Genomic DNA, 25,831 nt, shown 5'->3' with positions numbered 1-25,831 from the left:
GGACCTGGCAGACGGGGGCGCGTCACCCCTTGGTGCCGCCCGCGGTCAGACCGGTCACCAGGTTCTTCTGCACGAGGTAGAAGAACACGGCCGCGGGTATCGCGATCAGCACGGCGGTGGCGGCCATCAGGTTGCGCTGGGCGTCGTGCTCGCTGACGAACGACTGAAGGCCGACGGCGAGCGTGTACTTGTCGTCGCTGAGCATGAACGTCGAGGCGAAGGCCACCTCGCTGAACGCGGTGAGGAAGTTGTAGAAGGCGGCCACCGCGAGGCCGGGCTTGGCCAGCGGGAGCACCAGCCGGAAGAAGGTGCCGAACGGGGTGAGCCCGTCGACGCGTCCCGCCTCGTCGATCTCGAAGGGGATGGTGTCGAAGTACCCCTTGAGCAGCCAGGCGCTGTACGGGATGACCGTCGTGCAGTAGACGAGGATCAGGCCGAAGTAGTTGTCGATGAGCTGGAGGTCGGACAGGATCTGGTACATCGGCACCATGAGCACGGCGACCGGGAACATCTGGGTGACCAGCAGCACCCACATGAACTTCTTGTAGCCGGGGAAGCGCATGCGCGAGACGGCGTAGCCGGTGGTGGCGGCGATGAGCACGCCGATGGCGGTGGTGCCGAGCGTGACGACGAGGGAGCTCTTCAGCCAGTTGAAGAACTCGGTGTGCTGGAGCACGAACGAGTAGTTGGAGAACGTCATCTTGTCCCAGATGCCGCCCGGGTGCAGGTAGTCGTCCTTGTCCGGGCCGAGGGACAGGTAGACCAGCCAGGCGATCGGGAAGAGCGCGATCAGGCTGGCGACGGTCAGGACGCCGTGGGAGGCGATCGTTGCGGCGAGGCCGTTCTCGCCGCGCCGGCGGGACCGGCGCGGGGCCTTCGGGGGACGCTGTCCGGCGACCGGGGCAGGTGTCTCGGTGGTGGTGGTGCTCATGGGAACTCCTGCCTCAGATCGCGAGCTGCTGCTCGTTGCGGTTCAGCCAGCGGCGGTAGAACGAGGTGAAGACGATCAGGATGGCCAGCAGCAGGATGCCGTAGGCGGCGGACTGGGCGAAGTCACGCGGCTGCTGTCCGAAGCCGAGGTAGTACGCCCAGGTGACGAGGATCTGCGCGTCGGGGGCGGTGTTGCCGAACAGCAGGAAGATGACGGCGAACTGGTTGAACGTCCAGATGATGCCCAGCAGGACGACGGTCGAGCTGACCGAGCGCAGACCGGGCAGGGTGACGTAGCGGAAGCGCTGCCAGGCGCTCGCTCCGTCCATCTCGGCGGCCTCGTAGAGGGAGGCGTCGATCGACTGGAGGCCGCCGAGCAGCGAGATCATCATGAACGGCACACCGCACCAGGTGTTGACCATGATCGCGGCGAACCGCTGCCAGAAGGTGTCCTCCAGCCACAGGGGCGAGGGCAGGTGCAGGGCGTCGAGCGCGGAGTTGATGATGCCGCCGTCGGCGAGCATGAAACGCCAGCCGAAGACGGTGACGAACGTGGGCACCGCCCAGGGCAGCACCAGGATCACCCGGTAGAGGGTACGTCCGCGCAGCTTCTGGTTGAGGAGCAGGGCGAGGCCGAGGCCGATGCCGTAGTGCAGCGCGACACAGGCCGCCGTCCACACGATCGTCCAGATGAAGTGCGACCAGAAGCGGTCGTAGGCGGTGGGGCCCCACAGGATGTCGGCGTAGTTGTCCAGGCCGATGAACTTGTAGGTGGCGTCGATGTGGTTGACGCCGATCGTGCGCGCGGTGTTGAGGCTGTTGGCGTCGGTCAGCGTCAGATAGAGGCCGTACACCAGGGGGTACAGCACGAGGACGCCGAGGACGACCGCCACCGGGGCGATCATCACGTAGGCGTACCAGTGCTTGTGGTAGCCGCGCTTCAGGCGTCCGGCGAGCCCGGGCCCCGGCTCACGGTCACCGCGGCGCTTGCCGGTCGCGCGGTCGATGGCGACTGTCATGGTTCGACACCTTCTGGATCTTCACGCTGGATCGTCGACGGGGATACGGCTCACAGGCCGGTGGCCGCCGGATCCTCCCCACCGTGCGGGGCGGATCCGGCGGCCACGCGGACTCACTTGCTGAAGTCCGGCACCAGCTTGGCGATGGCGAGTTCGGCGTTGCTCAGGCCCTTGTCGAGGCTCTCCTTGCCGCCCGCGATCTTGGGCAGTTCGGTGTCCAGCGGGCCCCACAGGGAGCTGTACTCCGGCAGCGCCGGGCGCGGCTGGGCCGCGGACAGGACGGTCTGGTAGCCCGCGATGCCCGGGTCGGCCTTGACGGCGTCGGTGTAGGCATCGTCACGGGTGGGCAGCGTGGAGTTCTTCTGGGCGATGGCCGACTGCGACGCGGCGGAGGTCATGAAGTTCACGAACTTCAGCGCGGCGGCCTGGTGGGCCTTGTCCGAGCCGGCGTAGACCGACAGGTTGTGGCCGCCGGTCGGGGCGCCCGCCTTGCCGGCGGAGCCGGCCGGGACGGTCGCGATGCCGAGGTTGGCCTTGTCCTTGAAGGCGCCGCCCTTGTAGAAGTTGGTGATCTCCCACGGGCCCTGCACGATCGCGGCGACCTTGCCGTTGACGAACGCGTCCTGGATGTGGGCGTACGCGTCGGCCGTGGTGTCGGCCTTGTGCAGGCCCTTGCCGTCGAAGAGGCCCAGCCAGGTGCCGTAGGCCTTCTTCGCCGCCGGCGAGGCGACGGTGATCTTCTTGGCCTTGGCGTCGACGGTGTCGGCGCCCTCGCCGTAGAGGAAGGACTGCGCGTAGTAGGCCTGGGTGGAGCCCCAGTAGCCGTCGACGCCGGTCTTGTCCTTGACGGTGGCGGCGGCGGTCTTCAGCTCGTCCCAGGTCTTGGGGGCGGTGGTGATGCCGGCCTTGGCGAAGAGGGCCTTGTTGTAGACCAGGGCGAGGGTGTCCGTGACCAGCGGGACGCCGTACGTCTTGCCCTCGTACTTGGCCTGCTCCAGCAGGTTCGGCTTGAACTTGGACTGGTCCTTCAGGGCGTCCGTGCCGTCCAGCGGCAGGAAGTAGCCCTTCTTGGCGAAGGCCGGGGTCCAGCCGACCTCGGAGCGCAGCACGTCCGGGGCGCCGGAGGCGCCGGCGGCCGTGTCGAACTTGTTCTGTGCCTGGTCGAAGGGCACGTTGACGTACTTGACCTTGACGTCCTTGTTGGCCGCCTCGAACTGCTTGACCAGGGCCTGGTACGTGGGCGCCTCATTGGTGGCGTTGGAGGTGTCCCACCAGGTGATGGTGACCGGCCCGGACGAGTTGTCGCTGCCGCTGTCGTCTCCGCCGCAGGCCGTCGCCGCGAGGGCGAAGGACGCCACCAGCGCGGTGGCCGCTATGCCACGCCGCATGAGTTTCTCCTTGAGGGTGAAAGCCCGTATAGCTGCAGGCGGCGGTCCCGTCCGCCGTCCTGCCGACTTGCCGACCGCGCCGTTGCTGCCGCCGGGCGACGTGAACGTAACAGCGTTGCAAGCGGCACGAAAGACCTTGCAGCAAAAAAGTGCAAGACATCTCTGAAGTTATCCGCGCGTGACGCGCGCGTGACCTCTCCTCGACCGCCGTGAGACCGTTGTTGTCGCGGTTGACCGGCCTCACAGCGGGGCGGGCGGCCACTGTGCAAGACTCTGAAAGCTCTTGCCATCACTTTCACGAGGGAGCGCGATGACGCAGCAGCCCGGCGCGGCCCGTTCACCAGGCCGCCCACGGCGACCGATCGGTGTGCAAGGCAGCGCCCGACCGGTACAGTCCACCCCTGTGACCACACGGCTTGCCGACATCGCCGCGCAGGCGGGGGTGAGCGAAGCGACCGTCAGCCGCGTCCTCAACGGCAAGCCTGGCGTCGCCGCCACCACCCGTCAGTCCGTGCTCGCCGCTCTGGACGTCCTGGGCTACGAGCGCCCCGTCCGGTTGCGCCAGCGCAGCGCGGGCCTGGTCGGCCTGATCACGCCGGAGCTGGAGAACCCCATCTTCCCGGCCCTGGCCCAGGTCATCGGCCAGGCGCTGACGCGTCAGGGCTACACCCCCGTGCTCGCCACCCAGACCCCGGGCGGCTCCACGGAGGACGAGCTGACCGAGATGCTGGTCGACCGGGGCGTCGCCGGCATCATCTACGTCTCCGGTCTGCACGCGGACACCACGGCCGACATGGAGCGCTACGAGCAGTTGCGCGCCCAGGGCGTCCCCTTCGTCCTCGTGGACGGCTTCTCCCCGAAGGTGCAGGCCCCTTTCATCTCCCCCGACGACCGGGCGGCGATGACCCTCGCGGTGACCCACCTCGTCTCCCTCGGCCACACCCGGGTGGGCCTGGCCCTCGGCCCCAAGCGCTTCGTGCCGGTGCAGCGCAAGATCGAGGGCTTCGTCCGGGCCATGCAGGAGCAGCTGGGGCTCAGCCCGGAGACGATCGAGACCGAGCTGGTCCAGCACTCCCTCTACACCCTGGAGGGCGGCCAGGCGGCGACCACCGCCCTGATCGACCGCGGCTGCACGGCGATCGTGTGCGCCAGCGACATGATGGCGCTGGGCGCGATACGAACGGCCCGGCAGCGCGGGCTCGCGGTCCCCCGGGACGTCTCGGTGGTCGGCTTCGACGACTCCCCGCTGATCGCCTTCACCGACCCGCCCCTGACGACCGTGCGCAAGCCGGTCCCCGCGATGGGCCAGGCCGCCGTCCGCACCCTCCTGGAGGAGATCGGCGGGACGCCCGCGCCGCACAGCGAGTTCGTGTTCATGCCGGAACTGGTGGTGCGCGGCTCGACCGCCTCGGCTCCCGGGGACCGCGTCCGGCCCTGAGCCCGCGACCACGGCCCCCGGCGGGCGGTCGTCGTCCGCGCGGCGCGGAGGCGGGGGCCGCCGGCCCGATGCGCCGGAAGCACACTGCAAATAACACCAAAGGGGTCTTCACGCCGTAGAACGTGCGCACCGTGCCCTACCGAGGGATGATCGGGCGAAGAGGGCCTTTCTGGCAGACTTTGCGTCCATGGGTGAACCGACTGTGACACCACTGGAAGGCCGTGCACAGGCCGTTCCGCAGCCCGTCACGGCCCGCACACGACAGCGCCGCCCCGGCCGTCCGCGCACCCCGCGCCGACCGCGCCTCTGGTTCGAGATCCTGCTCATCGCGGTGAGTTACTGGACGTACTCCCTCGTGCGCAACGCGGTCCCGGAGCAGCGCGGCGCCGCCCTGCGCAACGCCGACTGGATCTGGCACGCCGAGCGCACCCTCGGCGTCGCGTGGGAGGAGTCCGTCAACCACGCGGCGAACTCGGTGACCTGGCTCATCGTGGGGATGAACTACTACTACGCCACCCTGCACTTCGTCGTCACCCTGGCCGTCCTGGTCTGGCTCTACCGCAGCCATCCCGGCCGTTACGGGGCCGCCCGCCTGGTGCTCTTCGCGACCACGGCCGTCGCCCTGGCCGGCTACTACCTCTATCCCCTGGCGCCGCCCCGACTGATGCCGGGCGGCGACTTCGTCGACACGGTGGCGGCCCACCGGACGTGGGGCTCGATGGCGTCCGGCGACCTCAAGCACATGTCGAACCAGTACGCGGCGATGCCGTCCATGCACATCGGCTGGTCGGTGTGGTGCGGTCTGACGGTCTTCGCCCTGGCCCGTCTGCCCTGGGTGCGCATCCTGGGGCTGCTGTACCCGGTGGGGACCCTCGTCGTCATCGTCGCCACGGCCAACCACTTCTGGCTGGACGCGGTGGGCGGCCTCCTGTGTCTCGCCTTCGGCTTCGCCGTGGCGCGCCTCTGGTACGGAGCGCTGCCGTACGCCCTGCCGAGGAGCGTGCCGAGGAGAGGGCCGGCGAAACGAGCGGACCGGCCCGGAGCGCGCACCGGCGCCGGACCCTGACGGCGGAGGTCTCGGCCGGTCCGAACCCCGGACCGGACGGCGGGATCCGCGGCCCGTGCCGGGAGTGTCAGGGGGCGGGCGCGGGCCGGCCGGAGGTGCGGGCCGGGCCGTCCCCGGGCGACGCGGCCGCCCTGAGCGCCGCCACGAACGCCTCCAGCGCGGGCTGCGCCGGCGCCGTCTCCCGCACGACCGCCTGCACGGTCCGCACCGGCACGGGATCACGCACCTCCCGTACGACGACCCCCGGATGCCGGCTGCCCAGCCCCAGCCGCGGCACCAGGCTCACGCCCAGCCCGGCGGCGACGAAGCCCTGGGCGGTCATGTAGTCCTCGCTCTCGACGACGAACCGCGGCCGGAACCCGACGGCCGCGCACGCGTCGAGCTGGGCGTCCAGACAGGGCCCCGGCCACTCGCTGCCCACGAAGTCCTCCTCGGCCAGCTCCGCCAGCCGCACGCTCCGCCGCCCGGCCAGCCGGTGCCCGCGCGGCAGGACGGCGAGGTAGGGATCGTCGAGCAGCGGCACCAGCCGCACTCCCGCGGCCCCGTCCCCGCGCACGACCAGCGCCAGATCGGCCCGCCCCTCCCTGACCTCGGCGAACGCGTCCTGCGGCGCGCTCACACGCAGCTCCAGCCGCACCCCGGGATGCAGCTCCCGCAGCCTGGCCACCGCCGGCGCGACCAGCCCGGCCCCCGCGGTGGCGAAGTACCGCACGGACAACCGCCCGCTGCGTCCCGCGAGCAGATCGGCGAGGGCGGCCTCGGCCTCGGCGAGCTGCCGTCCGACGGCGTCCGCGTGCTCCGTGAGCAGCAGCCCGGCGGCCGTCGGCCGCACCCCGCGCCCCACCCGCTCCAGCAGCTCGGCCCCCGCCTCCTTCTCCAGAGCCGCGATCTGCTGACTGACGGCGGACGGCGTATAGCCCAGCGCGGCCGCCGCCCCCGTCACCGACCCGCTCGCCACGACCGCCCGCAGCACCTGCATCCGCCGCACATCAAGCATGCAGACCAGCTTAACGAACCATCAAGAACCTTTCACTTGTCCTCACAGGTCGATGCGGTCACCGTGGACGGCATGCCCCTCCCCTCGACTCTCCGCATGGCAGCGCTCGCCCTCTTCTGGGGCTCGGGCTTCCTCTGGATCAAGCTGGCCCTCACCCACGGCCTGACCCCGGCCCAGATCACCATCGCGCGCTGCGCCCTCGGCGCGGTTGTCCTCCTCGTCCTGGCCCGCCGGGCCGGCCAGCGCCTCCCCCGCTCCCGGGCCACCTGGGGACGCCTCGTCGTGGCGGCCTTCTTCTGCAACGCTCTGCCGTTCGCCCTCTTCGCCGTGGGCGAGCAGCATCTCGACTCCGGCCTGGCGGGCGTCCTCAACGCCACGACCCCGCTGTGGTCACTGCTCATCGGCATGACCACCGGGGCCGAACGGATCACCCACCCCGCCCGCCTCGCGGGTCTTGTCCTGGGGTTCGCCGGGACGGTGCTGATCTTCGCCCCCTGGCAGCGGGGCGGCCTCCTCACCTGGCCCGCCGCCGCCCTGCTCGCGGCGGCCGCCAGCTATGCGGTGGCCTTCGCCTACATGGCCCGCCACCTCACGACGCGGGAGACGCCCCTGGCGATGTCGGCGGCCCAGCTCCTGACGGCGACGGGCCTGAGCACCCTCGCCCTTCCCGCGGCCGGCCCCCTGCACCCGGACGTCACCGCCCTGCTCGCCGTCACCGCCCTGGGCGTCCTCGGCACCGGCGTGACCTTCTACCTCAACTACCGCCTGATCACGGACGAGGGGCCGACCGCCGCGGCCACCGTCGGCTACCTGCTCCCGGTGGTCTCCGTGGCCCTGGGCGCGGCGCTCCTGGACGAACACGTCGGCCCCCGCGTGCTGACCGGCATGACGGTCGTCCTCCTGGCGGTGGCCCTGACCCGCACCGGCGGCAGGGCGGGGAGCGTCCGGACGGCGGCAGCGGGCGCCGCCGCCGCACCGCTTCCCCTTCCCCGGCCGGCACAGCGGGGCGAGATCCGACTCGGCGCCCGCCCCGAAAAGCCCTGACCCCCGGCAACCGCCGCGCGCACGGCGCCTAGCCCCCGTAGAACAGCTCGTCCACGACGCCGCGCGCCAGGCGGGCGGTTCGGCGGTAGTCGTCGAGCATGTCGCCCACCCGCCCGGGTCCGTATCCCAGGTAGCGGCCCACGGCGACGAGTTCACGGGGGTCGGTCGGGAAGGTGTCCCCGGCCCGTCCGCGCACCAGCATCACCGCGTTGCGCACCCGCGTGGCCAGCACCCAGGCCTCGTCCAGCGTCACCGCGTCGTCCTCGGTGACCAGCCCGGCGTCGCGGGCGGCGGCGAGCGCCTCCCGGGTGCGGGTGGTCCGCAGGCCCTCGACCGACGCCCCGTGCCGCATCTGCATCAGCTGCACGGTCCATTCGACGTCGGAAAGACCGCCGGGCCCCAGCTTGGTGTGCAGCTTCGGGTCGGCGCCGCGGGGCAGCCGCTCCGACTCCATCCGCGCCTTCAGCCGCCGGATCTCCCGCACGGACTCCTCCGGCAGCCCGCTCCCCGGATACCGCAGCGGGTCCGCGAGCGCGAGGAACCGGCGCCCCAACTCCTCGTCCCCCGCGACGGGTTCGGCCCGCAGCAAAGCCTGCGCCTCCCAGACGAGCGACCACCGCCGGTAGTAGGCCTCGTAGGACTTCAGCGTCCGCACCAGCGGGCCGGACTTGCCCTCGGGGCGCAGGTCCGCGTCGACGAGCAGCGGCGGATCGGCGCTCGGGATCTGAAGCAGCCGACGCATCTCGGAGACGACCTTGTTGGCCGCGTCGGCCGCCTCCCGTTCGTCGACGCCTTCGCGGGGCTCGTGCACGAACAGCACGTCGGCGTCGGAGCCGTAGCCCAGCTCGTGGCCCCCGAAGCGTCCCATGCCGATGACGGCGAAGCGCGTCGGGAGGGTGTCGCCCCAGCCCTCCCGCACGACCGCCTGGAGCGTCCCGGCCAGGGTGGCGGCCGTGAGGTCCGACACGGCCCCGCCCACCAGGTCCACCAGGGCGCCCTGATCGGCCTCGGCCGGCTGCCCCTCGGTGCCGTAACTGCCGACGATGTCCACCGCGGCCGTGCGGAACAGCTCGCGCCTGCGCACCCCGCGCAGCGCGGTCACCGCCTGCTCGGCCCCGTCGGCCCGCCGCACCGCGGCGAACATCTCCTGCTCCAACGGGCCGCGGGCGCGCGGCTCCAGCCGCCCGCTCTCCCCGTCGCCCAGCAGCGCCACCGCTTCCGGCGCCCGCATCAGCAGGTCGGGGGCCAGCCGCCCGGCGGACAGCACGCGCGCGAGGTTCTCCGCGGCGGCCCCCTCGTCCCGCAGCAGCCGCAGATACCAGGGGGTCTTGCCCAGGGCGTCCGAGACCTTGCGGAAGTTGAGCAACCCCGCGTCCGGGTCGGCGGAATCCGCGAACCAGCCCAGCAGGACGGGCAGCAGGGTGCGCTGGATGGCGGCCTTGCGCGAGACGCCGGAGGCGAGCGCCTCCAGGTGCCGCATCGCGGACGCGGGGTCGGCGTAGCCGAGGGCGACGAGCCGCTCGCGGGCCGCCTTCGCGCTCAGCCTGGTCTCGCCGGGCGCGAGTTGGGCGACCGCGTCGAGCAACGGCCGGTAGAACAGCTTCTCGTGCAGCCGGCGCACCACGGCGGCGTGCCGCTTCCACTCGCGTCCCAGCTCGGCGACCGGGTCGGTGCGCAGCCCGAGGGAGCGGCCGAGCCGGCGCAGGTCCGCCTCGTCCTCCGGCACCAGGTGGGTGCGGCGCAGCCGGTAGAGCTGGATGCGGTGCTCCATGGAGCGCAGGAACCGGTACGCGGCGTCGAGCTGCGTCGCGTCCGCCCGGCCGACGTAGCCGCCCGCGGCGAGCGCCTGGAGCGCGTCGAGCGTGGTCCCGCTGCGCAGCGACGCGTCGGCCCGGCCGTGCACCAACTGCAGAAGCTGCACGGCGAACTCGACGTCCCTGAGGCCGCCCGGCGCGAGCTTGAGTTCGCGGTCGATCTCGGCGGCCGGGATGTTCTCGACGACCCGCCGCCGCATCCGCTGCACGTCGACGACGAAGTTCTCCCGCTCGGCGGCCTGCCACACCAGGGGCTCGACGGCGGCGACGTACTCGGCCCCCAGCTCCAGGTCGCCGGCCACCGGCCGGGCCTTCAACAGGGCCTGGAACTCCCAGGTCTTGGCCCATCTGCGGTAGTAGGCGAGATGGCTGCTGAGCGAGCGCACGAGCGGGCCGTTGCGGCCCTCCGGCCGCAGATTGGCGTCGACGGGCCAGATCGACCCCTCGACCGTGGTCTCGGAGCAGATCCGCATCAGGTGCGAGGCGAGCTTGGTGGCGGCCCGCAGCGCCTTGTCCTCGTCGGCGCCGTCGACGGCCTCCCCGACGAAGATGACGTCGACGTCCGACACGTAGTTCAGCTCGTGGCCGCCGCACTTGCCCATGGCGATGACGGCGAGCCGGCACAGCGCGGCATCGTCGGGCGCGTCGGCCCGGGCCAGCCGCAGCGCGGCCCGCAGGGTCGCCGTGGCGAGGTCGGCCAGCTCGGCGGCGGTCTCGGCGACGTCGGTCGTCGCGCACACGTCCCGCGCCGCGATGGACAGCAGACAGCGCCGGTAGGCGACCCTCAGCAGCACCGGGTCCGTGGCCTCGGCCAGCCCCCGCTCGAACTCCTCCACCCCCGGATGCAGGTCCCGGGGCTCGTAGGTGACCAGCGCCTCCCAGTCCCGCGGGTGGCGGGCGAGGTGGTCTGCCAGCGCGGCGGACGCCCCCAGCACCCCCAGCAGACGGTCGCGCAGCGGCTTCGCCGCGATCAGCGTGTCGAGCAGTTCCCGGCGGGCGGTGGGGCCGGGCTGCGCCTCCAGCAGCCGGACGAGACCGTGCAGGGCGAGATCGGGGTCGGCGGTGGCCGCGAGGGCCTCCAGCAGAAAGGGGTCGTCGCGCACCGGGGACAACTCGGGCCCGTCCAGCAGCCGCTCGGCGGCGGACGGATCGGTGAAGCCGTGCCGCAGCAGCCGTGTGAAGGTGCTGCTCCTGCGCCCCGGCGCCATCATCCCCGGCCTCCTCCTGCGATCAAGCCCGTCCGCAGTCGAGCGTAACCCGCACGTCTGTCCGGCGCTGCGGGCCGGCTCCCGGTTCCGCGCAGACGGAAGCGCGGGGCGCCTTCTTGTACGTCAGCGCCCCGGAAGGGCTCCTCACGGGCGGATCGCCGGCCGTGCGCGCGCAGAGGGACGCGGGCCGGTGCGGCCCGATGCGGCCCGATACGGGCCCGGCAGCCGAGGCCCCGCGACCCGTACTCCCCGCCCGCACAAGGCCGCCCGGCGGGCGGCCGCGGCGGCCCCGGCGCTACAGCACCGGCAGGTTCTTCCTCAGCTCGAAGGCGGTGACCTCGGAGCGGTACTCCTCCCACTCCTGCTTCTTGTTGCGCAGGAAGAAGTCGAAGACGTGCTCGCCGAGCGTCTCGGCGACGAGGTCGCTGCCCTCCATCAGGGTGAGCGCCTCGCCGAGGTTCTGCGGGAGCGGCTCGATGCCCATGGCGCGTCGTTCGGCGTTCGACAGGGCCCAGACGTCGTCCTCGGCGCCCGGCGGCAGCTCGTAGCCCTCCTCGACGCCCTTGAGGCCGGCGGCGAGCAGCATGGCGTAGGCCAGGTAGGGGTTGGCGCCGGAGTCGATGGAGCGGACCTCGATGCGGGCCGAGCCGGTCTTGCCGGGCTTGTACATCGGCACGCGGACCAGGGCGGAGCGGTTGTTGTGGCCCCAGCAGATGTACGAGGGGGCCTCGCCGCCGGCGCCCGCGGTGCGCTCGGAGCCGCCCCAGATGCGCTTGTAGGAGTTGACCCACTGGTTGGTGACGGCGGCGATCTCGGCGGCGTGCTTCAGCAGACCGGCGATGAACGACCGACCGACCTTCGACAGCTGGTACTCGGCGCCCGACTCGTAGAACGCGTTGCGGTCGCCCTCGAAGAGGGAGAGGTGGGTGTGCATGCCGGAGCCGGGGTGCTCGCTGAACGGCTTCGGCATGAAGGTCGCCTGGACGCCCTGCTCCAGTGCGACCTGCTTCATGACCAGGCGGAACGTCATGATGTTGTCGGCCGTGGAGAGGGCGTCGGCGTAGCGCAGGTCGATCTCCTGCTGGCCGGGGGCGCCCTCGTGGTGGGAGAACTCGACCGAGATGCCCATCGACTCCAGCATGGTGATCGCCTGGCGGCGGAAGTCCATGCCGACGTTGTGGGGGGTGTGGTCGAAGTAGCCGGAGTTGTCGGCCGGGGTCGGCCGGGAGCCGTCGGTCGGCTTGTCCTTGAGCAGGAAGAACTCGATCTCCGGGTGGGTGTAGAAGGTGAAGCCCAGGTCGGAGGCGCGGGCGAGGGCGCGCTTGAGGACGTAGCGGGGGTCGGCGAAGGAGGGCGAGCCGTCCGGCATGAGGATGTCGCAGAACATGCGGGCGGTGCCCGGGGCCTCGGCCCGCCAGGGCAGCACCTGGAAGGTGGAGGGATCCGGCTTGGCGATCATGTCGGACTCGTAGACCCGGGCGAAGCCCTCGATCGCGGAGCCGTCGAAGCCGATGCCCTCGTCGAAGGCCTGCTCCAGCTCGGCGGGGGCCACGGCGACGGACTTGAGGAAGCCCAGGACGTCCGTGAACCACAGCCGTACGAACCGGATGTCGCGCTCCTCCAACGTCCGGAGCACGAACTCCTGCTGCTTGTCCATCTTCCGCTTCCCCATCCTTGCTGGTCAGGCCGCCTGTCTCCCGTCCCACGAAAGAGGCGGTCGGGCACCTGAGCATCACACCACGCCGGCGTTTCATCCGCGTTGCGGACCATGATCGCCTCGGCGACCCGGGGCTGAACGCCTCGCGTCGGGCGGATGTACTGCTCTGGAGCCCATCTTGCCTGCTCGCACCGGCATCCGTAATGCCCGACCCCCCTCCGTCCCGGTCACCGGGCGAATCGCCCCCGGCGGCCGGGGCCGCGCCGGAGCTGCCGCGGCGGCCGCGCCTGGTCCTATCATCCGCTCACAGGCAGGAGAATCCGGAGGGGCCGTGAGCAGAAGGCGTTACGTCGCCCGCGGCGTGCCCGGGGGCTACCGGATCTGGGACAACCGGGGCCGGCGATGGTGGGGGGACCTCTACGGACTGTGCCCGGACGATCTCCTCGCGGAGCTGAACGGCGGGGCGGATCCGGCGCGGATCACGGCCCTGATGAGGCACTACCGGGCGCACGGCCGGTAGACGGCCCGGCCGGCGGCGGGCCGGTCCGGGCGGGCCGGGCGATGTCCAGCAGCAGCGGGCCCGTCGGGTCCGCCACGATGTCGGTGAGCGTGAGCGGGTCCAGGGACGCGAAGAACGCCTCCTGCGCCCGGCGCAGGGCGCCCCGCAGCCGGCAGCCCGACGCCAGCGGGCAGGGGGTGGTCCCCTCGCAGTCGACGACGTCGCCGTCGCCCTCGAAGGCGCGCACGATCGCGCCCACGGAGGCGGTACGGCCCCGCTCGGTCAGCGCCAGTCCCCCGCCCCTGCCCCGGCGGGCCTCCAGGAGCCCGAGGTGCTGGAGCTCGGCGACGACCTTGGCGGTGTGCGTGTACGGGACGTCCATGGCGGCGGCCACGTCACGGGTGGTGGGGGTGGCGGGCGTACGGGGAGTGGTGGAGGCTGCGGCCGGGTCGTCGCCGGTGACCGCGAGTCGCATGAGGACGCGCAGCGCAAGGTCGGTGGATCGCAGCAGCCGCATGCACCGAAGAGTAGATAATGCGCATCTGTCCTTCAAATTATGAGCGGGACCCCATCCCGATCCGGTCGTGCGGCGGTGACCGGTCTACGCGTTTCCCCCGTCCGCCATTACGATCAGCTGACCCGCACGTCAGAAGAGTCCCGAGCGTCCCGACCGTCCCGCCCCTTTCCCCAGAAGGACAGGCCTCATGGGTTCCGGCAGCCAGACCACCAGCGCCACGCGCAAGGCGCGCATAGAGGAGATGCGGCGGGTCGAAGTGGCCCGGGAGCGGCGCAACCGGTTCCTCGTGATCTCGGGCAGCCTGGTCGCCGTCGCCGCGATCGTCGCGGGCGGGGTGTTCGTCCTGAGGTCGCAGTCCAAGGACGACGACGGCGTCGACGCGAAGGCCGCCTCCTCGCGATCGGCCGCCGGGAAGTTCGCCACCGGCGCGGACGGGGTCAGGACCTGGACGGGCAAGCTCGGGCGCACGCACGTCACCAAGCGGGTCCACTACCCGACGGTGCCGCCCGTCGGCGGCGACCACAACCAGGTGTGGATGAACTGCGACGGCGACGTCTACACCGAGCCCGTCGACGACATGAACGCCGTGCACTCGCTGGAGCACGGCGCGGTCTGGGTGACGTACAACAGCAAGGCCCCGAAGGCCGACGTGGCCGCCCTGGCCGCCAAGGTGGAGAAGACGCCGTACACGCTCATGAGCCCCGACGACGACCAGGCCGACCCGATCATGCTCACCGCGTGGGGGCACCAGCGCACGGTGACGGGTGCGGACGACCCGAACGTGGACGCGTTCCTCGAGAAGTTCGTGCAGGGCGCGCAGACGCCGGAGCCGGGCGCGGCGTGCACGGGCGGTCTGTCGCGGTGAGGTACGCGGGGGTGGCGGTCGCCGTGGCCGGGGTCCTCGTCGCCGCGGGGGCCGTCACCTACTCGGTGGCCGGGGAGGGCGGCGCGGACGCGGCCGGCTCCGGCGTCCCCGCCGCGGGATCCGCGGACGCCGGGTTCGCCCGCGACATGGCGGTGCACCACCAGCAGGCCGTCGAGATGTCGTACGTCGTGCGCGACCGGACGACCGACGCGGAGGTGCGGCGGCTGGCCTACGACATCGCCCAGACGCAGGCCAACCAGCGCGGCATGCTGCTCGGCTGGCTCGATCTGTGGGGGCTGCCGAAGGTGTCGGCCGACGGGCCGATGGCCTGGATGGGCATGGCGGGCATGAGCGGGGGCGAGGACGGCGCGCTGATGCCGGGCATGGCCACCGACACCGAGATGAAGAAGCTCGGGACGCTGAACGGCAAGGCGGCCGAGGTGTTCTACCTGCGGCTGATGACGGCCCACCACAAGGGCGGCGTGCACATGGCCGAGGGGTGCGAGCACCGGTGCACGGTGGGCGTGGAGAAGCGGCTCGCGCAGGGCATGGTGGAGGCCCAGCAGTCGGAGATCGGCCTCATGGCGGAGATGCTGAAGGCACGCGGGGCCAAGCCGTAGCCCGCGCGCTCCCCTAGCGCAATCCATAGGGCAATTCATAGGGTTTTCCCTCGACTTCACGGACGTATCCGTCAAACCCGCCCAGAAAGCGATCACTTGGCGTCTTCTTGGTGTTCGCATTCCCCAGGCATGAAGTGTTCGTCGCGAGAGTGGCCACCACGTCGAGTGATCCACTCGCGTCGAACCACATATCAGGGGGTCCTATGAGATCCAATCGCGCCACGCTGCGCGCAGCGAGCATGGCGGCGACACTGCCCATGATCGCCGGCGCGCTGGCGCTCGGCATACCCGCGGCCCACGCCGCGGACGGCCCGGCCCGTGACACGCTGTCCGGGACCAAGCCCGCGTGGGCCACCGCCAAGGCTGACAAGGGCGCGACGGCGGACAGCGCACAGGTCTCCGCCCGTGTCTACCTCGCGGGACGCGACGCGGCCGGCCTCGCGCAGTACGCGAAGTCGGTCTCCGACCCGCACTCCGCCGCCTTCGGCAAGTACCTCTCGGCCGAGCAGGCGCAGGTCCGCTTCGGGGCGACCGAGGCCCAGGTGGCCGCGGTCAAGTCGTGGCTGACGGCGGCCGGTCTGAAGGTGACCGGCACCAGCCGGCACTACGTCTCCGTCAGCGGTGACGTCGCCGCCGCCGAGAAGGCGTTCGGCACCCAGCTGCACAACTTCGCCAAGGGCGCCAAGACCTACCGCGCGCCGGCGAAGAGCGCGACGGCTCCCGCGAGCCTGGACGGCGCCGTCCTGACCGTCACCGGTCTGGACAACGCGCCGCACAAGGCCGCCTCCAAGGAGCAGCTGCCGCCGCCGGACGCGGTGTTCAAGAACGCCGGGCCGTTCTCCTCGTACTACGGCTCCCGGACCGCGAGCAGCCTCCCGTCGGCGTACGGCAAGAAGATCCCGTACGCCGTGCAGGGCTACACCGGCAAGCAGCTGCGGTCCGCCTACGGCGCCGGGAAGTACACCGGCAAGGGCGTGCGGGTCGCCATCACCGACGCCTACGCCTCGCCGACCATCGCCTTCGACGCGGCGACGTACGCGAAGGCACACGGCGACGCGTCCTGGAAGACCGGGCAGCTGCGCCAGGTCCTGCCGGCGGACTACACGAAGACCGAGGAGTGCGGGGCGGCCGGCTGGTACGGCGAGGAGACCCTCGACGTCGAGGCCGTGCACGCGGTCGCGCCTGCCGCGAACGTCACGTACGTGGGGGCCGCGTCCTGCTACGACGACGACCTGCTCGACTCGCTCAGCAAGGTCGTCGACAACCACCTGGCCGACATCGTCTCCAACTCGTGGGGCGACATCGAGGCCAACCAGACGCCGGACCTGGCGGCCGCCTACGACCAGGTCTTCCAGTTCGGCGCGGTCGAGGGGATCGGTTTCTACTTCTCCTCCGGCGACAACGGCGACGAGGTCGCCAACACCGGTACGAAGCAGGTCGACACCCCGGCCAACTCGGCGTGGGTGACGGCGGTCGGCGGCACCTCGCTGGCGGTCGGCAAGAACGACAAGTACCTGTGGGAGACCGGCTGGGGCACCGAGAAGGCGTCGCTGTCGGCCGACGGCAAGAGCTGGACGGGCTTCCCGGGCGCGTTCACCTCGGGCGCGGGCGGCGGCACCAGCAAGACGGTCGCCCAGCCGTACTACCAGAAGGGCGTCGTCCCGAAGGCGCTCGCCACGGCCAACGGCGCCGCGGGCAACCGCGTCGTCCCGGACATCGCGGCGATCGCCGACCCGAACACGGGCTTCCGGGTCGGCCAGACCCAGACCTTCCCGGACGGGTCCCAGCAGTACAGCGAGTACCGCATCGGCGGCACCTCGCTGGCGGCTCCGGTCATCGCGGCCGTGCAGGCGCTGGCCCAGGAGGCGCGCGGCGGCAAGGCGATCGGCTTCGCCAACCCGTCGATCTACTCCAAGTTCGGGTCGCGGGTCTACCACGACGTCACGGACAACCCGACCGGCTCCGGTCTCGCGGTCGTACGCGTCGACTTCGCCAACAGCGTGGACGCGACCGGCGGTCTGCTGACCTCCGTGCGCAGCCTCGGCAAGGACAGCTCGCTGTCCGCGGTGAAGGGCTACGACGACGTCACCGGCGTGGGCACGCCCACGACGGGCTACGTGGAGTCGTACAAGAAGTAGCACCCGAGCAGCACCGGGGCGCAGCAGGCAGGCGCCTTGAGGGGGCGCGGGGTAGTCACCCGCGCCCCCTCCTCGCGTGCGGGAGCGGCGCGCAGGCGCCCGCACCGCCTATCGCGTCGCTCTGACGATTACACTGGGCCCGTGCCTGAATCGAACTTCTGGTCCCTTTATCAGCACGGGTTCGCGCGGGTCGCCGCATGCACGGGTCACACCGTCATCGCCGACCCGCCCGCCAACGCCGAAGCGGTCCTGCGCCACGCGCGCCGGTGCGCCGACGAGGGGGTGGCCGTCGCCGTCTTCCCGGAGATGGTGCTGTGCGGCTACTCCATCGAGGACCTGCTGTTGCAGGACGCGCTGCTCGACGAGGTCGAGGCGGCGCTCCAGCAGGTGGTGGCCGGGTCGGCCGGCCTGCTGCCGGTCCTCGTCGTGGGCGCCCCGCTGCGGCACCGCAACCGGGTCTACAACTGCGCGGTGATCGTGCACCGCGGCCGGGTCCTCGGCGTCGTGCCCAAGTCGTACCCGCCGAACTACCGGGAGTTCTACGAGCGCCGGCAGATCGGCGACGGCGCCGACGAGCGCGGCGGGTCGGTCCGGGTCGGCGGCGAGAGCGTGCCGTTCGGCGTCGACCTGCTGTTCACCGCGCAGGACGTCCCCGGCCTGGTGCTGCACGCCGAGATCTGCGAGGACATGTGGGTGCCGGTGCCGCCCAGCGCGGAGGCCGCCCTCGCCGGCGCGACCGTCCTCGTCAACCTGTCGGGCAGCCCGATCACGGTCGGGCGGGCCGAGGACCGCAAGCTGCTGTGCCGCTCGGCCTCCTCCCGCTGCCTGGCCGCCTACGTGTACGCGGCCGCCGGGCTGGGCGAGTCGACCACCGACCTGTCCTGGGACGGCCAGGCCATGGTCTACGAGAACGGCGTGCTGCTCGCGGAGACGGAACGGTTCCCGCTCGGCGACGAGTACGCGATCGCCGACGTCGACCTCGACCTGCTGCGGCAGGAGCGGCAGCGGATGGGCACGTTCGACGACAACCGCCGCACGCACCTCGCGCGCACCGGCGACTTCCGCACGGTCGACTTCGCACTCGGCCCGCCCTCGGCCGACCTGGGGCTGCGTCGCCGTCTGGAGCGCTTCCCGTTCGTGCCGGCCGACGCCGACCGTCTCGCCCAGGACTGCTACGAGGCGTACAACATCCAGGTCGCCGGCCTCCAGCAGCGCATGGCCGCGATCGGCGGGCCCAAGGTCGTCATCGGCGTGTCCGGCGGACTCGACTCCACGCACGCGCTGATCGTCGCCGCCCGCGCGATGGACCGGGCGGGCCGCCCGCGCAGCGACATCCTCGCCTGGACGCTGCCCGGCTTCGCCACCAGCGACCACACCAAGGACAACGCCCACAAGCTGATGAACTCGCTCGGCGTCACGGCGGCCGAGCTGGACATCACGCCCACCGCGCGGCTGATGCTCAAGGAGATGGGCCACCCCTTCGCCTCCGGCGAGCCGGTGTACGACGTCACCTTCGAGAACGTGCAGGCCGGGCTGCGCACCGACTACCTGTTCCGGCTGGCCAACCAGCGCGGGGGCATCGTGCTGGGCACCGGCGACCTGTCGGAGCTGGCGCTCGGCTGGTCCACGTACGGCGTGGGCGACCAGATGAGCCACTACAACGTCAACTCCGGCGTGCCGAAGACGCTGATGCAGCACCTCATCCGCTGGGTCGTCAGCAGCGGCCAGTTCGACGAGGAGACCGGGCGGACGCTCTCCGCGATCCTGGACACCGAGATCAGCCCGGAGCTCGTGCCGGGCGAGGAGATGCAGTCCACCGAGTCCCGGATCGGCCCCTACGCGCTGCACGACTTCACGCTCTTCCACGTGCTGCGCTACGGCTTCCGGCCCTCGAAGATCGCCTTCCTGGCCTGGCACGCCTGGCACGACGCGGACGCCGGCGACTGGCCTCCCGGCTTCCCCGACGCCAAGCGGGTGGCCTACGACCAGGCCGAGATCAGGCGCTGGCTGGAGGTCTTCTGCCGACGCTTCTTCGCCTTCGCCCAGTTCAAGCGGTCGGCGATGCCCAACGGGCCGAAGGTGTCGGCGGGCGGTTCGCTGTCGCCTCGAGGTGACTGGCGGGCGCCGTCGGACAGTTCGGCGGCGGCCTGGCTGCGGGATCTTGCGCGTTTCGACGAGTAGGGCTGCCGCCGGGGGGGCGCTTTGTCGGTGGGCGGCGTTGAAGTGGGCCGGGGGCCGGTTCGCCGGGGGCGGCGTAGAGGTGGCCGGGGGGCAAGGGCCGGGGGTGGTGCGCTGCGGGGCGTGTGCGGGTTCGTTGTGGCTGGTCGCGCAGTTCCCCGCGCCCCTGGGGAGGTTGGCCTGACGTCGATTCCCGGCGCGCCCCCGCAGGCGGGGGGATGAGGCGGATGAGGCCCGTGGGGCTCTGCGGGTCCGCTCGGGCTGGTCGCGCAGTTCCCCGCGCCCCTGGCGTCGATTCCCGGCGCGCCCCCCGCAGACGGGGGGATGAGGCGGATGAGGCCCGTGGGGCTCTGCGGGTTCGCCGGGGCTGGGCGCGCAGTTCCCCGCGCCCCTGGGGAGGTTTCCGCGCCGCGGGGGGTCAGTGGTGGGCTTTTGCTGGGGTTGGGTGGGGGTGGTGGGTGGCGATGACGCGGTCGTGTGTGGTGGGGCGGTGGGTGCGGTGGGCGTCGACCACGTAGGCGGTGGCCGCCACCGCCAGGCCGAGGGCGGCCAGGGCCGCGCCCACCAGTGCGGGTGAGGTGACGCCGAGGCCGGCCGTGAGGGCCAGGCCGCCGAGCCACGCGCCGCCGGCGTTGGCCAGGTTGAAGGCCGCCTGGTTGGCGGAGGATGCGAGGGAGGGGCCGTCGGCGGCCTTCTCCATCACCATCAGGTTCAGCGGCGAGCCCGTGACGAACGCCGCGACGCCGAGCAGGACCACGGCCAGCGCGCCGCCCCACGCCGTCGTCATCAGCAGCGGGAAGAGGGCCAGGACCAGGACCAGCGAGGTGAGGCCCGCGAACAGGGTGGGGCGCATCGCGCGGTCGGCGAGGCGGCCGCCCAGCAGGTTGCCGGCGGTGGCGCCGACGCCGAACAGCGCCAGCAGCAGCGTCACGCTGGAGTCGGCGAACCCGGCGGAGTCCGTCAGCATCGGCGTGATGTAGCTGTAGGCGGAGAAGAGGGCGCCGAAGCCGGCCACGGTGGTGCCGAGCGCCAGCCACACCGGGAGCGAGCGCAGGGCGGCCAGTTCGCGGCGCAGGCCGACGGCGGGCGCCTGGGCGTGGTCGCGCGGGATGAGCAGGGCCAGGGCGGCGATGGCGACGAGGCCGATCAGGCTGACGCCGAGGAAGGTCGCGCGCCAGCCGAGGTGCTGGCCGACGAGGGTGGCGACGGGGACGCCCGCGACGTTGGCGACGGTCAGGCCGAGGAACATCAGCGACACCGAGCGGGCCTTGCGTTCCGGCGCGACCAGGTTGGTGGCGACCACCGCGCCCACGCCGAAGAAGGCGCCGTGCGGCAGGCCGCTGAGGAAGCGGGCGGCCAGCAGCCAGCCGTCGTCCGGGGCGAGCGCCGAGAGCGCGTTGCCGGTGACGAAGAGGGCCATCAGGGAGATCAGGACCGTGCGGCGGGACATCCGCGCCGTCGCGGCGGCGAGCAGCGGCGCGCCGATGACGACGCCGAGCGCGTACGCGGAGACGAGGTGTCCGGCCGCCGGGATCGAGATGTGCAGGTCGTCCGCGACCTCGGGCAGCAGGCCCATCATCACGAACTCGGTGGTGCCGATGCCGAAGGCACCCACGGCCAGGGCGAGCAGGGCCAGGGGCATGAAGAACGTGCCTTTCAGAGAGAGCGGGTTCCGGTCATCATACGTTTCGTATGTTCAAGTACGGAACAAAGTCTCCCCGGCCCGGTATTCCGGCGGGCGACGCCCCGGTTACGGTGTGGTGACCTTCACACGCGCCGCCACCGGCAGATGGTCGCTCGCCGTCCGCGGCAGGGTCCAGGAGGTGACCGGATCCACGCCCTTGACCATGATCTGGTCGATGCGGGCCATCGGGAACGACGCCGGCCAGCTGAACCCGAAGCCGCTGCCCGCCGCGCCCTGCGTGGAGCGCATCTGCGAGGTCACGGCGTTGAGCGAACGGTCGTTCATGGTGCCGTTGAGGTCGCCCAGCAGGATCACCCGGGTCAGCTTCTCGTCGGCGATCGCCTCGCCCAGCGCGTCCGCGCTCGTGTCGCGCTGGCGGGCCGTGAAACCGGCCCGCAGCTTCACCCGCACCGAGGGCAGATGGGCGACGTACACGGCGACCTCGCCCTGCGGCGTCGCGACGGTCGCACGCATCGCGCGCGTCCAGCCCAGCTTGATGTCCACGGGCTTCACGGCGCTCAGCGCGTACTTGCTCCACAGCCCGACCGTGCCCTGCACCGAGTGGTACGGGTAGGTCGCCGCCAGCGCCTTCGCGTACACCGGCGCCGCCGTGGCGGTCAGTTCCTCCAGCGCCACCACGTCCGCGCCCGACGCGGCGACGTCGCGGGCGGTGCCGGCCGGATCGGGGTTGTCCGCGTTGACGTTGTGGGTGGCGACGGTCAGGTCCCCGCCGCCGCCGGTGCGGTCCACGAGAAGTCCGCCGAAGAGGTTCGTCCAGACCACGGCCGGGAGGACGACGGCGATCAGCGCGATCGCCGACCTGCGCACCAGCGCCAGCACCAGCAGCACCGGGACGAGGACGCCGATCCAGGGCAGGAACGTCTCCGTCAGACTGCCGAGGTTGCCGAAGCGGTTCGGGATGCGCGAGTGCAGCAGCATCACCAGGGCGAGCGCCGTGGCAATGCCGGTGAGGACCAGACCGCGCCGCCAGATGCGCGGATCACCGCGCCAGCCCGTCGACAGCCGGCCGACGAAGCGTCCGATCAGGCGCCGGAGCCGGGCTCCCCGAGGCTCGGGTCCCGAGCCGCCGTTGTCGTCCGTCTCCGTCATGTACGCCTGCTGCGCCATACCGTCGCCTCACTGCCTGCCGTGCACACCGTACGTCCCCCCGGGTACGACCCTAGGCGATGTTCGGTTTCGTTCTCGCCGTCTCGTGACGGCCGTACGGGCAGGAGGACGAACGGGGCGCGCTCAGGGGTTCCGGACCCGGGCCGCGTGACCTGGTCTGTGACGGAACGCGCACATTGGCGTTACGGGGCCGGGGAGCTGACGGGGCGTAGTCCGGCGAGCAGCGTGTCGACGATGCGTTCGGGCAGGTCCTCGGGCAGGTCGGCGTCGGGCCGCAGGACGGCGCGCACCAGCATCGGCCCGACGAACATGTCGTTCACGAGATCGACGTCGACGTCCCCGCGCAGTTCGCCGTTGCGCTGGCCCCGGCGCAGGACCTCGATCCCCAGCCTGCGCCGCGGTGCTATGACCGTGTTGTGGTAGGCGGCCCAGATCTTCGGGCTGCTCTTCATCTGGGCCTGCACGTTGTGCAGGATGGCGGAGGAACGGTTGACGAGGCCCCGCCGGCGCAGCGACTCCAGCAGCACGATCAGGTCGTCGCGCATGGAGGTGCCGGGGAGTTCCAGGTCGTCGGGTTCCGCGGTGCGCAGGACGTCGACGAAGAGCTCCTCCTTGCCGCTCCAGCGGCGGTAGATGGCGGCCTTGCCGACGCCGGCGGTGCGGGCGATGCGCTCGATGGAGATCTCGCCGAGCGAGACGCCCTCCTCCAGCAGCTTCATCACGCCCTCGACGATGGCCCGTTCCACGGCCTCGCTCCGTGGCCGGCCCCGGACCGGCTGCTCCACGGCTGTGCTGTCGGCGGGGCTCACGTCCATCGGTCCTTTCGTCCGGTCCCTCGTCGCGCTGGAGCGATTGTCACGCGGCCGGCGGGCGGGGCGGCGACTCCCGGCCGCCCCGCCCGCCCGCCGGTCACGGCTTCGCCCGCGCCAACTCCTCCTCGTCCGCGGCCTCCTGCACGGGCTTCGGACGGCCCGGCAGGAAGAGGGCCACCACGATCGCGCCCACCACGGCCACGGCCGCCCCGCACAGGGCGGTGATGTGCATGGCGTGCAGGAACGCGTCATGAGCCGGCTCGATCAGCGACCGGCCCTGGTCGCCGAGCTTGGCGGCGACCCCGAGGGTGGCCTCGATCGACTCGCCCGCCGTGTCGCGCAGGCCCGGCGGCAGCGTGCCGAGGTGACCCTCGATGCCGTTGCGGTACGACGTCGACAGCACGGAGCCGAGGACGGCGATGCCGAGCGCGCCGCCGACCTGGCGGAAGGTGTTGCTCAGGGCGGAGGCGGAGCCCGCCTTCTCGCGGGGCAGCGCCTGCATGATGACGACGCTGGTCGGGGTCATGATGTGGGCCATCCCCGCGCCCATGAAGAAGAAGACGACCTCCAGGAGCCAGATCGGGGTGCCTGCGTCCAGGGTGGCGAACGCGACGAGCGTCGCGGCGAGCACGAGCATCGCGGTCGTGGTCGTCGCCCGGATCCCTATGCGGTCGACGACCAGCCGGGCGCGCGGTGCGAAGATCAGCTGGGCGGCCGCCAGCGGCAGCAGCAGCAGACCGGTCTGGAGCGGCGAGTAGCCGCGCACGCTCTGGGTGTAGAAGACCGAGAAGAAGGTGACGCCCATCAGCGCGAAGAAGACCAGTGCGATGACGGAGATGGCGGCGGAGAACACCTTGTTCTTGAAGTAGTCCATGTCGACGGACGGGTGGTCGCTGCGCTTCTCGAACACCACGAACGCGGCCAGGACGACGAGGCCGGCCCCTATGGTCGCCAGCACCTTCGCGTCGGTGAAGTCGGCCAGTTCACCGCCCTTGATGATGCCGTAGACGAGCAGGACGAGGCCGACCACCGACAGGACGACGCCGACGAGGTCGACACGGCCCGGCTTCGGGTCGCGGGACTCGGGCACCAGCCACAGCATCAGCCCGAACGCGAGCAGCACGATCGGCACGTTGATGAGGAAGACCGAGCCCCACCAGAAGTGGTCGAGCAGCAGGCCGCCGGTGATGGGGCCTATGGCGATGGCGAGGCCGACGCCGCCGGCCCAGATGCCGATCGCCTTGGGCTGTTCCTCCCGGTCGAAGACGTTCATCAGGACGGCGAGCGTGGCGGGCATCACGAAGGCCGCGCCGAGCGCCATCAGCGCGCGGAAGGCGATGAGCTGGGCGGGCGAGCCGGACTCGGCGGCGAGCGCCGAGCCCATGCCGAACACCGCCAGTCCCCCGAGCAGGACCTTCTTGCGGCCGATGCGGTCGCCGAGGAGGCCGGCGGAGAACAGCAGTCCCGCGAAGACGAGCGTGTAGGCGTTGATCGCCCACTCCAGCTCGCTCTGGGTGGCCCCGAGGCCCGTCGGGGCCGGCGTGGAGATCGTCTTGATCGCGACGTTCAGGATCGAGTTGTCGAGCACCACGATCAGCAGACTCAGCATGAGGACGCCGAGGATCGCCCAACGACGCCGGTGCACCGCTTCCGGTATCCGCGGAGCGGTGGGGACGGCAGGAGTAGTCATGACGCCGAGCCTAGAACACTTCCGATACGGAACCGTCTCGTATCGATTCCGCCGCCGTCTTTCTTACTGAGGCTTTACCCACAGGGGGCGCTCTGGCCCTCGCCGGGACGAGGTGCCACCATGGGAAGTGGTCCGGGGACGCCGTGAGGGCGCCTCGAGATGACGAAGGAGCCGGTGCAATGACGCAGTCTTCGGCTGCCCAGACGAAGTCCACCGACGGCAGCAAGGCGCTGTACGGGGGCAAGGGCACACGCCGCATCACCGTTCGCGACCTCGCGCTCGCCAAGGAGCGGGGCGAGAAGTGGCCCATGCTCACCGCGTACGACGCGATGACCGCTTCCGTCTTCGACGAGGCCGGGATCCCCGTGATGCTCGTCGGCGACTCGGCGGGCAACTGCCACCTCGGGTACGAGACGACCGTCCCCGTCACCCTCGACGAGATGACCATGCTGTCCGCGGCGGTCGTACGCGGCACCTCCCGCGCGCTGATCGTCGGCGATCTGCCCTTCGGTTCCTACCAGGAGGGGCCGGTGCAGGCGCTGCGCTCGGCGACCCGGCTGGTCAAGGAGGCAGGGGTCGGCGCCGTGAAGCTGGAGGGCGGCGAACGCTCGCACCGGCAGATCGAGCTGCTGGTGGAGTCGGGCATCCCGGTCATGGCCCACATCGGCCTCACCCCGCAGTCCGTGAACTCCATGGGCTACCGGGTGCAGGGCCGCGGCGAGGAGGCGGCCGCGCAGCTGCTGCGCGACGCCAAGGCCGTGCAGGACGCGGGCGCGTTCGCGGTGGTGCTGGAGCTGGTCCCGGCGGAGCTGGCGGCCGAGGTCACGCGCGTGCTGCACATTCCGACGGTCGGCATCGGCGCCGGCCCGGAGACCGACGCCCAGGTGCTGGTGTGGACCGACATGCTCGGGCTGACCGGCGGCCGGGTGCCGAAGTTCGTCAAGCAGTACGCGAACCTGCGCGAGGTCATGGGCGACGCGGCGAAGGCGTTCGCGGAGGACGTCGTCGGCGGAACGTTCCCGCTGGAGGAGCACTCCGTCCACTGAGACCGGTCCCGCACCACGACAGCCCGCCGACCGTCCCCCGTCGGCGGGCTGTCCCCTTGTACGGCTCGTCACGGCTCCCGACCAGGGCCCGTC

The 25,831-nt window shown here is 71.7% G+C and carries 20 protein-coding genes; 9 read left to right on the top strand and 11 right to left on the bottom strand.

All coding sequences use genetic code 11. The features are described 5' to 3' along the window. Positions 1 to 22 precede the first annotated feature (22 nt). The 3 genes from ACGFSH_RS03890 to ACGFSH_RS03880 form a co-directional block, all read right to left on the bottom strand. Positions 23 to 931 carry a sugar ABC transporter permease gene (locus tag ACGFSH_RS03890; protein WP_393344674.1) on the bottom strand — a complete coding sequence of 303 codons (909 nt, stop codon included), beginning with the start codon at positions 929 to 931 and terminating at the stop codon, positions 23 to 25. Positions 932 to 944: 13 nt separating this feature from the next. Further along, positions 945 to 1,949, bottom strand: coding sequence for a carbohydrate ABC transporter permease (locus tag ACGFSH_RS03885; protein WP_393344672.1), 1,005 nt, complete (start codon positions 1,947 to 1,949; stop codon positions 945 to 947). 113 nt (positions 1,950 to 2,062) lie between these two features. Beyond that, entirely contained in the window at positions 2,063 to 3,337 is a 1,275-nt protein-coding gene (locus ACGFSH_RS03880) for an extracellular solute-binding protein (RefSeq protein WP_393344670.1), read from the bottom strand. Positions 3,338 to 3,740: 403 nt separating this feature from the next. Between ACGFSH_RS03880 and ACGFSH_RS03875 the strand changes: the two genes are divergently transcribed. After that, a complete protein-coding gene (locus tag ACGFSH_RS03875; protein ID WP_393344668.1) occupies positions 3,741 to 4,775 on the top strand; it encodes a LacI family DNA-binding transcriptional regulator in 1,035 nt (344 codons plus the stop codon). A gap of 187 nt (positions 4,776 to 4,962) precedes the next feature. Beyond that, a complete protein-coding gene (locus ACGFSH_RS03870) occupies positions 4,963 to 5,841 on the top strand; it encodes a phosphatase PAP2 family protein (protein WP_393344666.1) in 879 nt (292 codons plus the stop codon). 67 nt (positions 5,842 to 5,908) lie between these two features. Here the strand turns inward: ACGFSH_RS03870 and ACGFSH_RS03865 are convergent, their stop codons facing one another. Next, positions 5,909 to 6,838, bottom strand: a complete 930-nt coding sequence (locus tag ACGFSH_RS03865) for a LysR family transcriptional regulator (RefSeq protein ID WP_393344664.1) — start codon at positions 6,836 to 6,838, stop codon at positions 5,909 to 5,911. A 72-nt stretch (positions 6,839 to 6,910) separates the two neighbouring features. Here ACGFSH_RS03865 and ACGFSH_RS03860 point away from each other — a divergent pair, with 72 nt between their 5' ends. Next, the gene (locus tag ACGFSH_RS03860) at positions 6,911 to 7,882 is read left to right on the top strand and encodes a DMT family transporter (protein WP_393344662.1); all 972 of its coding nucleotides are present in this window, start codon (positions 6,911 to 6,913) and stop codon (positions 7,880 to 7,882) included. 28 nt (positions 7,883 to 7,910) lie between these two features. Here ACGFSH_RS03860 and ACGFSH_RS03855 read toward each other — a convergent pair whose 3' ends face one another. Together ACGFSH_RS03855 and glnA are read right to left on the bottom strand one after the other, a co-directional pair. Further along, positions 7,911 to 10,907: a bifunctional [glutamine synthetase] adenylyltransferase/[glutamine synthetase]-adenylyl-L-tyrosine phosphorylase gene (locus tag ACGFSH_RS03855; protein ID WP_393344660.1), complete on the bottom strand. Its 2,997-nt coding sequence runs from the start codon at positions 10,905 to 10,907 to the stop codon at positions 7,911 to 7,913. Between the two features lie 292 nt (positions 10,908 to 11,199). Beyond that, positions 11,200 to 12,561, bottom strand: coding sequence for a type I glutamate--ammonia ligase (glnA, locus tag ACGFSH_RS03850; RefSeq protein ID WP_393344658.1), 1,362 nt, complete (start codon positions 12,559 to 12,561; stop codon positions 11,200 to 11,202). A gap of 331 nt (positions 12,562 to 12,892) precedes the next feature. Between glnA and ACGFSH_RS03845 the strand changes: the two genes are divergently transcribed. Continuing rightward, on the top strand, positions 12,893 to 13,081 hold the full coding sequence (locus tag ACGFSH_RS03845) for a hypothetical protein (RefSeq protein ID WP_393344656.1): 189 nt from the start codon (positions 12,893 to 12,895) through the stop codon (positions 13,079 to 13,081). Here ACGFSH_RS03845 and ACGFSH_RS03840 read toward each other — a convergent pair. Continuing rightward, positions 13,041 to 13,577 (bottom strand): RrF2 family transcriptional regulator, encoded by a 537-nt coding sequence (locus ACGFSH_RS03840; RefSeq protein WP_393344654.1) that lies wholly within the window; start codon positions 13,575 to 13,577, stop codon positions 13,041 to 13,043. The genes ACGFSH_RS03845 and ACGFSH_RS03840 overlap by 41 nt on opposite strands. Positions 13,578 to 13,764: 187 nt before the next feature. On the opposite strand from ACGFSH_RS03840, the gene ACGFSH_RS03835 reads away from it, so the two are divergent. The 4 genes from ACGFSH_RS03835 to ACGFSH_RS03820 all read left to right on the top strand — a co-directional run bounded on the left by ACGFSH_RS03835 (position 13,765) and on the right by ACGFSH_RS03820 (position 19,381). Then, complete coding sequence (locus ACGFSH_RS03835) at positions 13,765 to 14,442, top strand: DUF3105 domain-containing protein (protein WP_393344652.1); 678 nt, start codon at positions 13,765 to 13,767, stop codon at positions 14,440 to 14,442. Between the two features lie 11 nt (positions 14,443 to 14,453). After that, the gene (locus ACGFSH_RS03830) at positions 14,454 to 15,062 is read left to right on the top strand and encodes a DUF305 domain-containing protein (RefSeq protein ID WP_393344650.1); all 609 of its coding nucleotides are present in this window, start codon (positions 14,454 to 14,456) and stop codon (positions 15,060 to 15,062) included. A gap of 203 nt (positions 15,063 to 15,265) precedes the next feature. After that, positions 15,266 to 17,200: a protease pro-enzyme activation domain-containing protein gene (locus ACGFSH_RS03825; RefSeq protein WP_393344648.1), complete on the top strand. Its 1,935-nt coding sequence runs from the start codon at positions 15,266 to 15,268 to the stop codon at positions 17,198 to 17,200. Positions 17,201 to 17,341: 141 nt separating this feature from the next. Continuing rightward, on the top strand, positions 17,342 to 19,381 hold the full coding sequence (locus tag ACGFSH_RS03820) for an NAD(+) synthase (RefSeq protein ID WP_393344645.1): 2,040 nt from the start codon (positions 17,342 to 17,344) through the stop codon (positions 19,379 to 19,381). Positions 19,382 to 19,796: 415 nt separating this feature from the next. On the opposite strand, the gene ACGFSH_RS03815 is transcribed toward ACGFSH_RS03820, so the two are convergent. From ACGFSH_RS03815 to ACGFSH_RS03800, 4 genes are all read right to left on the bottom strand, one after another. After that, positions 19,797 to 21,020 (bottom strand): MFS transporter, encoded by a 1,224-nt coding sequence (locus ACGFSH_RS03815; protein ID WP_393344643.1) that lies wholly within the window; start codon positions 21,018 to 21,020, stop codon positions 19,797 to 19,799. Positions 21,021 to 21,128: 108 nt separating this feature from the next. After that, positions 21,129 to 22,190 carry an endonuclease/exonuclease/phosphatase family protein gene (locus ACGFSH_RS03810; RefSeq protein WP_393344641.1) on the bottom strand — a complete coding sequence of 354 codons (1,062 nt, stop codon included), beginning with the start codon at positions 22,188 to 22,190 and terminating at the stop codon, positions 21,129 to 21,131. 182 nt (positions 22,191 to 22,372) lie between these two features. Further along, positions 22,373 to 23,005 carry a TetR/AcrR family transcriptional regulator gene (locus tag ACGFSH_RS03805; RefSeq protein ID WP_393344638.1) on the bottom strand — a complete coding sequence of 211 codons (633 nt, stop codon included), beginning with the start codon at positions 23,003 to 23,005 and terminating at the stop codon, positions 22,373 to 22,375. 94 nt (positions 23,006 to 23,099) lie between these two features. After that, positions 23,100 to 24,692 (bottom strand): MFS transporter, encoded by a 1,593-nt coding sequence (locus ACGFSH_RS03800; protein ID WP_393344635.1) that lies wholly within the window; start codon positions 24,690 to 24,692, stop codon positions 23,100 to 23,102. Between the two features lie 179 nt (positions 24,693 to 24,871). Here ACGFSH_RS03800 and panB point away from each other — a divergent pair, with 179 nt between their 5' ends. After that, entirely contained in the window at positions 24,872 to 25,738 is an 867-nt protein-coding gene (panB, locus tag ACGFSH_RS03795) for a 3-methyl-2-oxobutanoate hydroxymethyltransferase (RefSeq protein WP_393344633.1), read from the top strand. The last annotated feature ends 93 nt before the right edge of the window (positions 25,739 to 25,831 follow it).

Source organism: Streptomyces sp. NPDC048481, from assembly GCF_043200075.1.
Classification (GTDB): Bacteria; Actinomycetota; Actinomycetes; order Streptomycetales; family Streptomycetaceae; genus Streptomyces.
Note: the sequence above shows the minus strand (reverse complement) of the source record. Positions and strands in the feature narration are given on the sequence as shown.

What these genes read in the sequence shown, in the direction of transcription:
- ACGFSH_RS03885 (WP_393344672.1), bottom strand. Translation starts at nt 1,949, where the DNA reads ATGACAGTCGCCATCGACCGCGCGACCGGCAAGCGCCGCGGTGACCGT.
- ACGFSH_RS03810 (WP_393344641.1), bottom strand. Translation starts at nt 22,190, where the DNA reads ATGGCGCAGCAGGCGTACATGACGGAGACGGACGACAACGGCGGCTCG.
- panB (WP_393344633.1), top strand. Translation starts at nt 24,872, where the DNA reads ATGACGCAGTCTTCGGCTGCCCAGACGAAGTCCACCGACGGCAGCAAG.
- ACGFSH_RS03855 (WP_393344660.1), bottom strand. Translation starts at nt 10,907, where the DNA reads ATGATGGCGCCGGGGCGCAGGAGCAGCACCTTCACACGGCTGCTGCGG.
- ACGFSH_RS03825 (WP_393344648.1), top strand. Translation starts at nt 15,266, where the DNA reads ATGAGATCCAATCGCGCCACGCTGCGCGCAGCGAGCATGGCGGCGACA.
- ACGFSH_RS03815 (WP_393344643.1), bottom strand. Translation starts at nt 21,020, where the DNA reads ATGCCCCTGGCCCTGCTCGCCCTGGCCGTGGGTGCCTTCGGCATCGGC.
- ACGFSH_RS03835 (WP_393344652.1), top strand. Translation starts at nt 13,765, where the DNA reads ATGGGTTCCGGCAGCCAGACCACCAGCGCCACGCGCAAGGCGCGCATA.
- glnA (WP_393344658.1), bottom strand. Translation starts at nt 12,561, where the DNA reads ATGGACAAGCAGCAGGAGTTCGTGCTCCGGACGTTGGAGGAGCGCGAC.
- ACGFSH_RS03890 (WP_393344674.1), bottom strand. Translation starts at nt 931, where the DNA reads ATGAGCACCACCACCACCGAGACACCTGCCCCGGTCGCCGGACAGCGT.
- ACGFSH_RS03880 (WP_393344670.1), bottom strand. Translation starts at nt 3,337, where the DNA reads ATGCGGCGTGGCATAGCGGCCACCGCGCTGGTGGCGTCCTTCGCCCTC.
- ACGFSH_RS03840 (WP_393344654.1), bottom strand. Translation starts at nt 13,577, where the DNA reads ATGCGGCTGCTGCGATCCACCGACCTTGCGCTGCGCGTCCTCATGCGA.
- ACGFSH_RS03865 (WP_393344664.1), bottom strand. Translation starts at nt 6,838, where the DNA reads ATGCTTGATGTGCGGCGGATGCAGGTGCTGCGGGCGGTCGTGGCGAGC.
- ACGFSH_RS03860 (WP_393344662.1), top strand. Translation starts at nt 6,911, where the DNA reads ATGCCCCTCCCCTCGACTCTCCGCATGGCAGCGCTCGCCCTCTTCTGG.
- ACGFSH_RS03805 (WP_393344638.1), bottom strand. Translation starts at nt 23,005, where the DNA reads ATGGACGTGAGCCCCGCCGACAGCACAGCCGTGGAGCAGCCGGTCCGG.
- ACGFSH_RS03870 (WP_393344666.1), top strand. Translation starts at nt 4,963, where the DNA reads ATGGGTGAACCGACTGTGACACCACTGGAAGGCCGTGCACAGGCCGTT.
- ACGFSH_RS03800 (WP_393344635.1), bottom strand. Translation starts at nt 24,692, where the DNA reads ATGACTACTCCTGCCGTCCCCACCGCTCCGCGGATACCGGAAGCGGTG.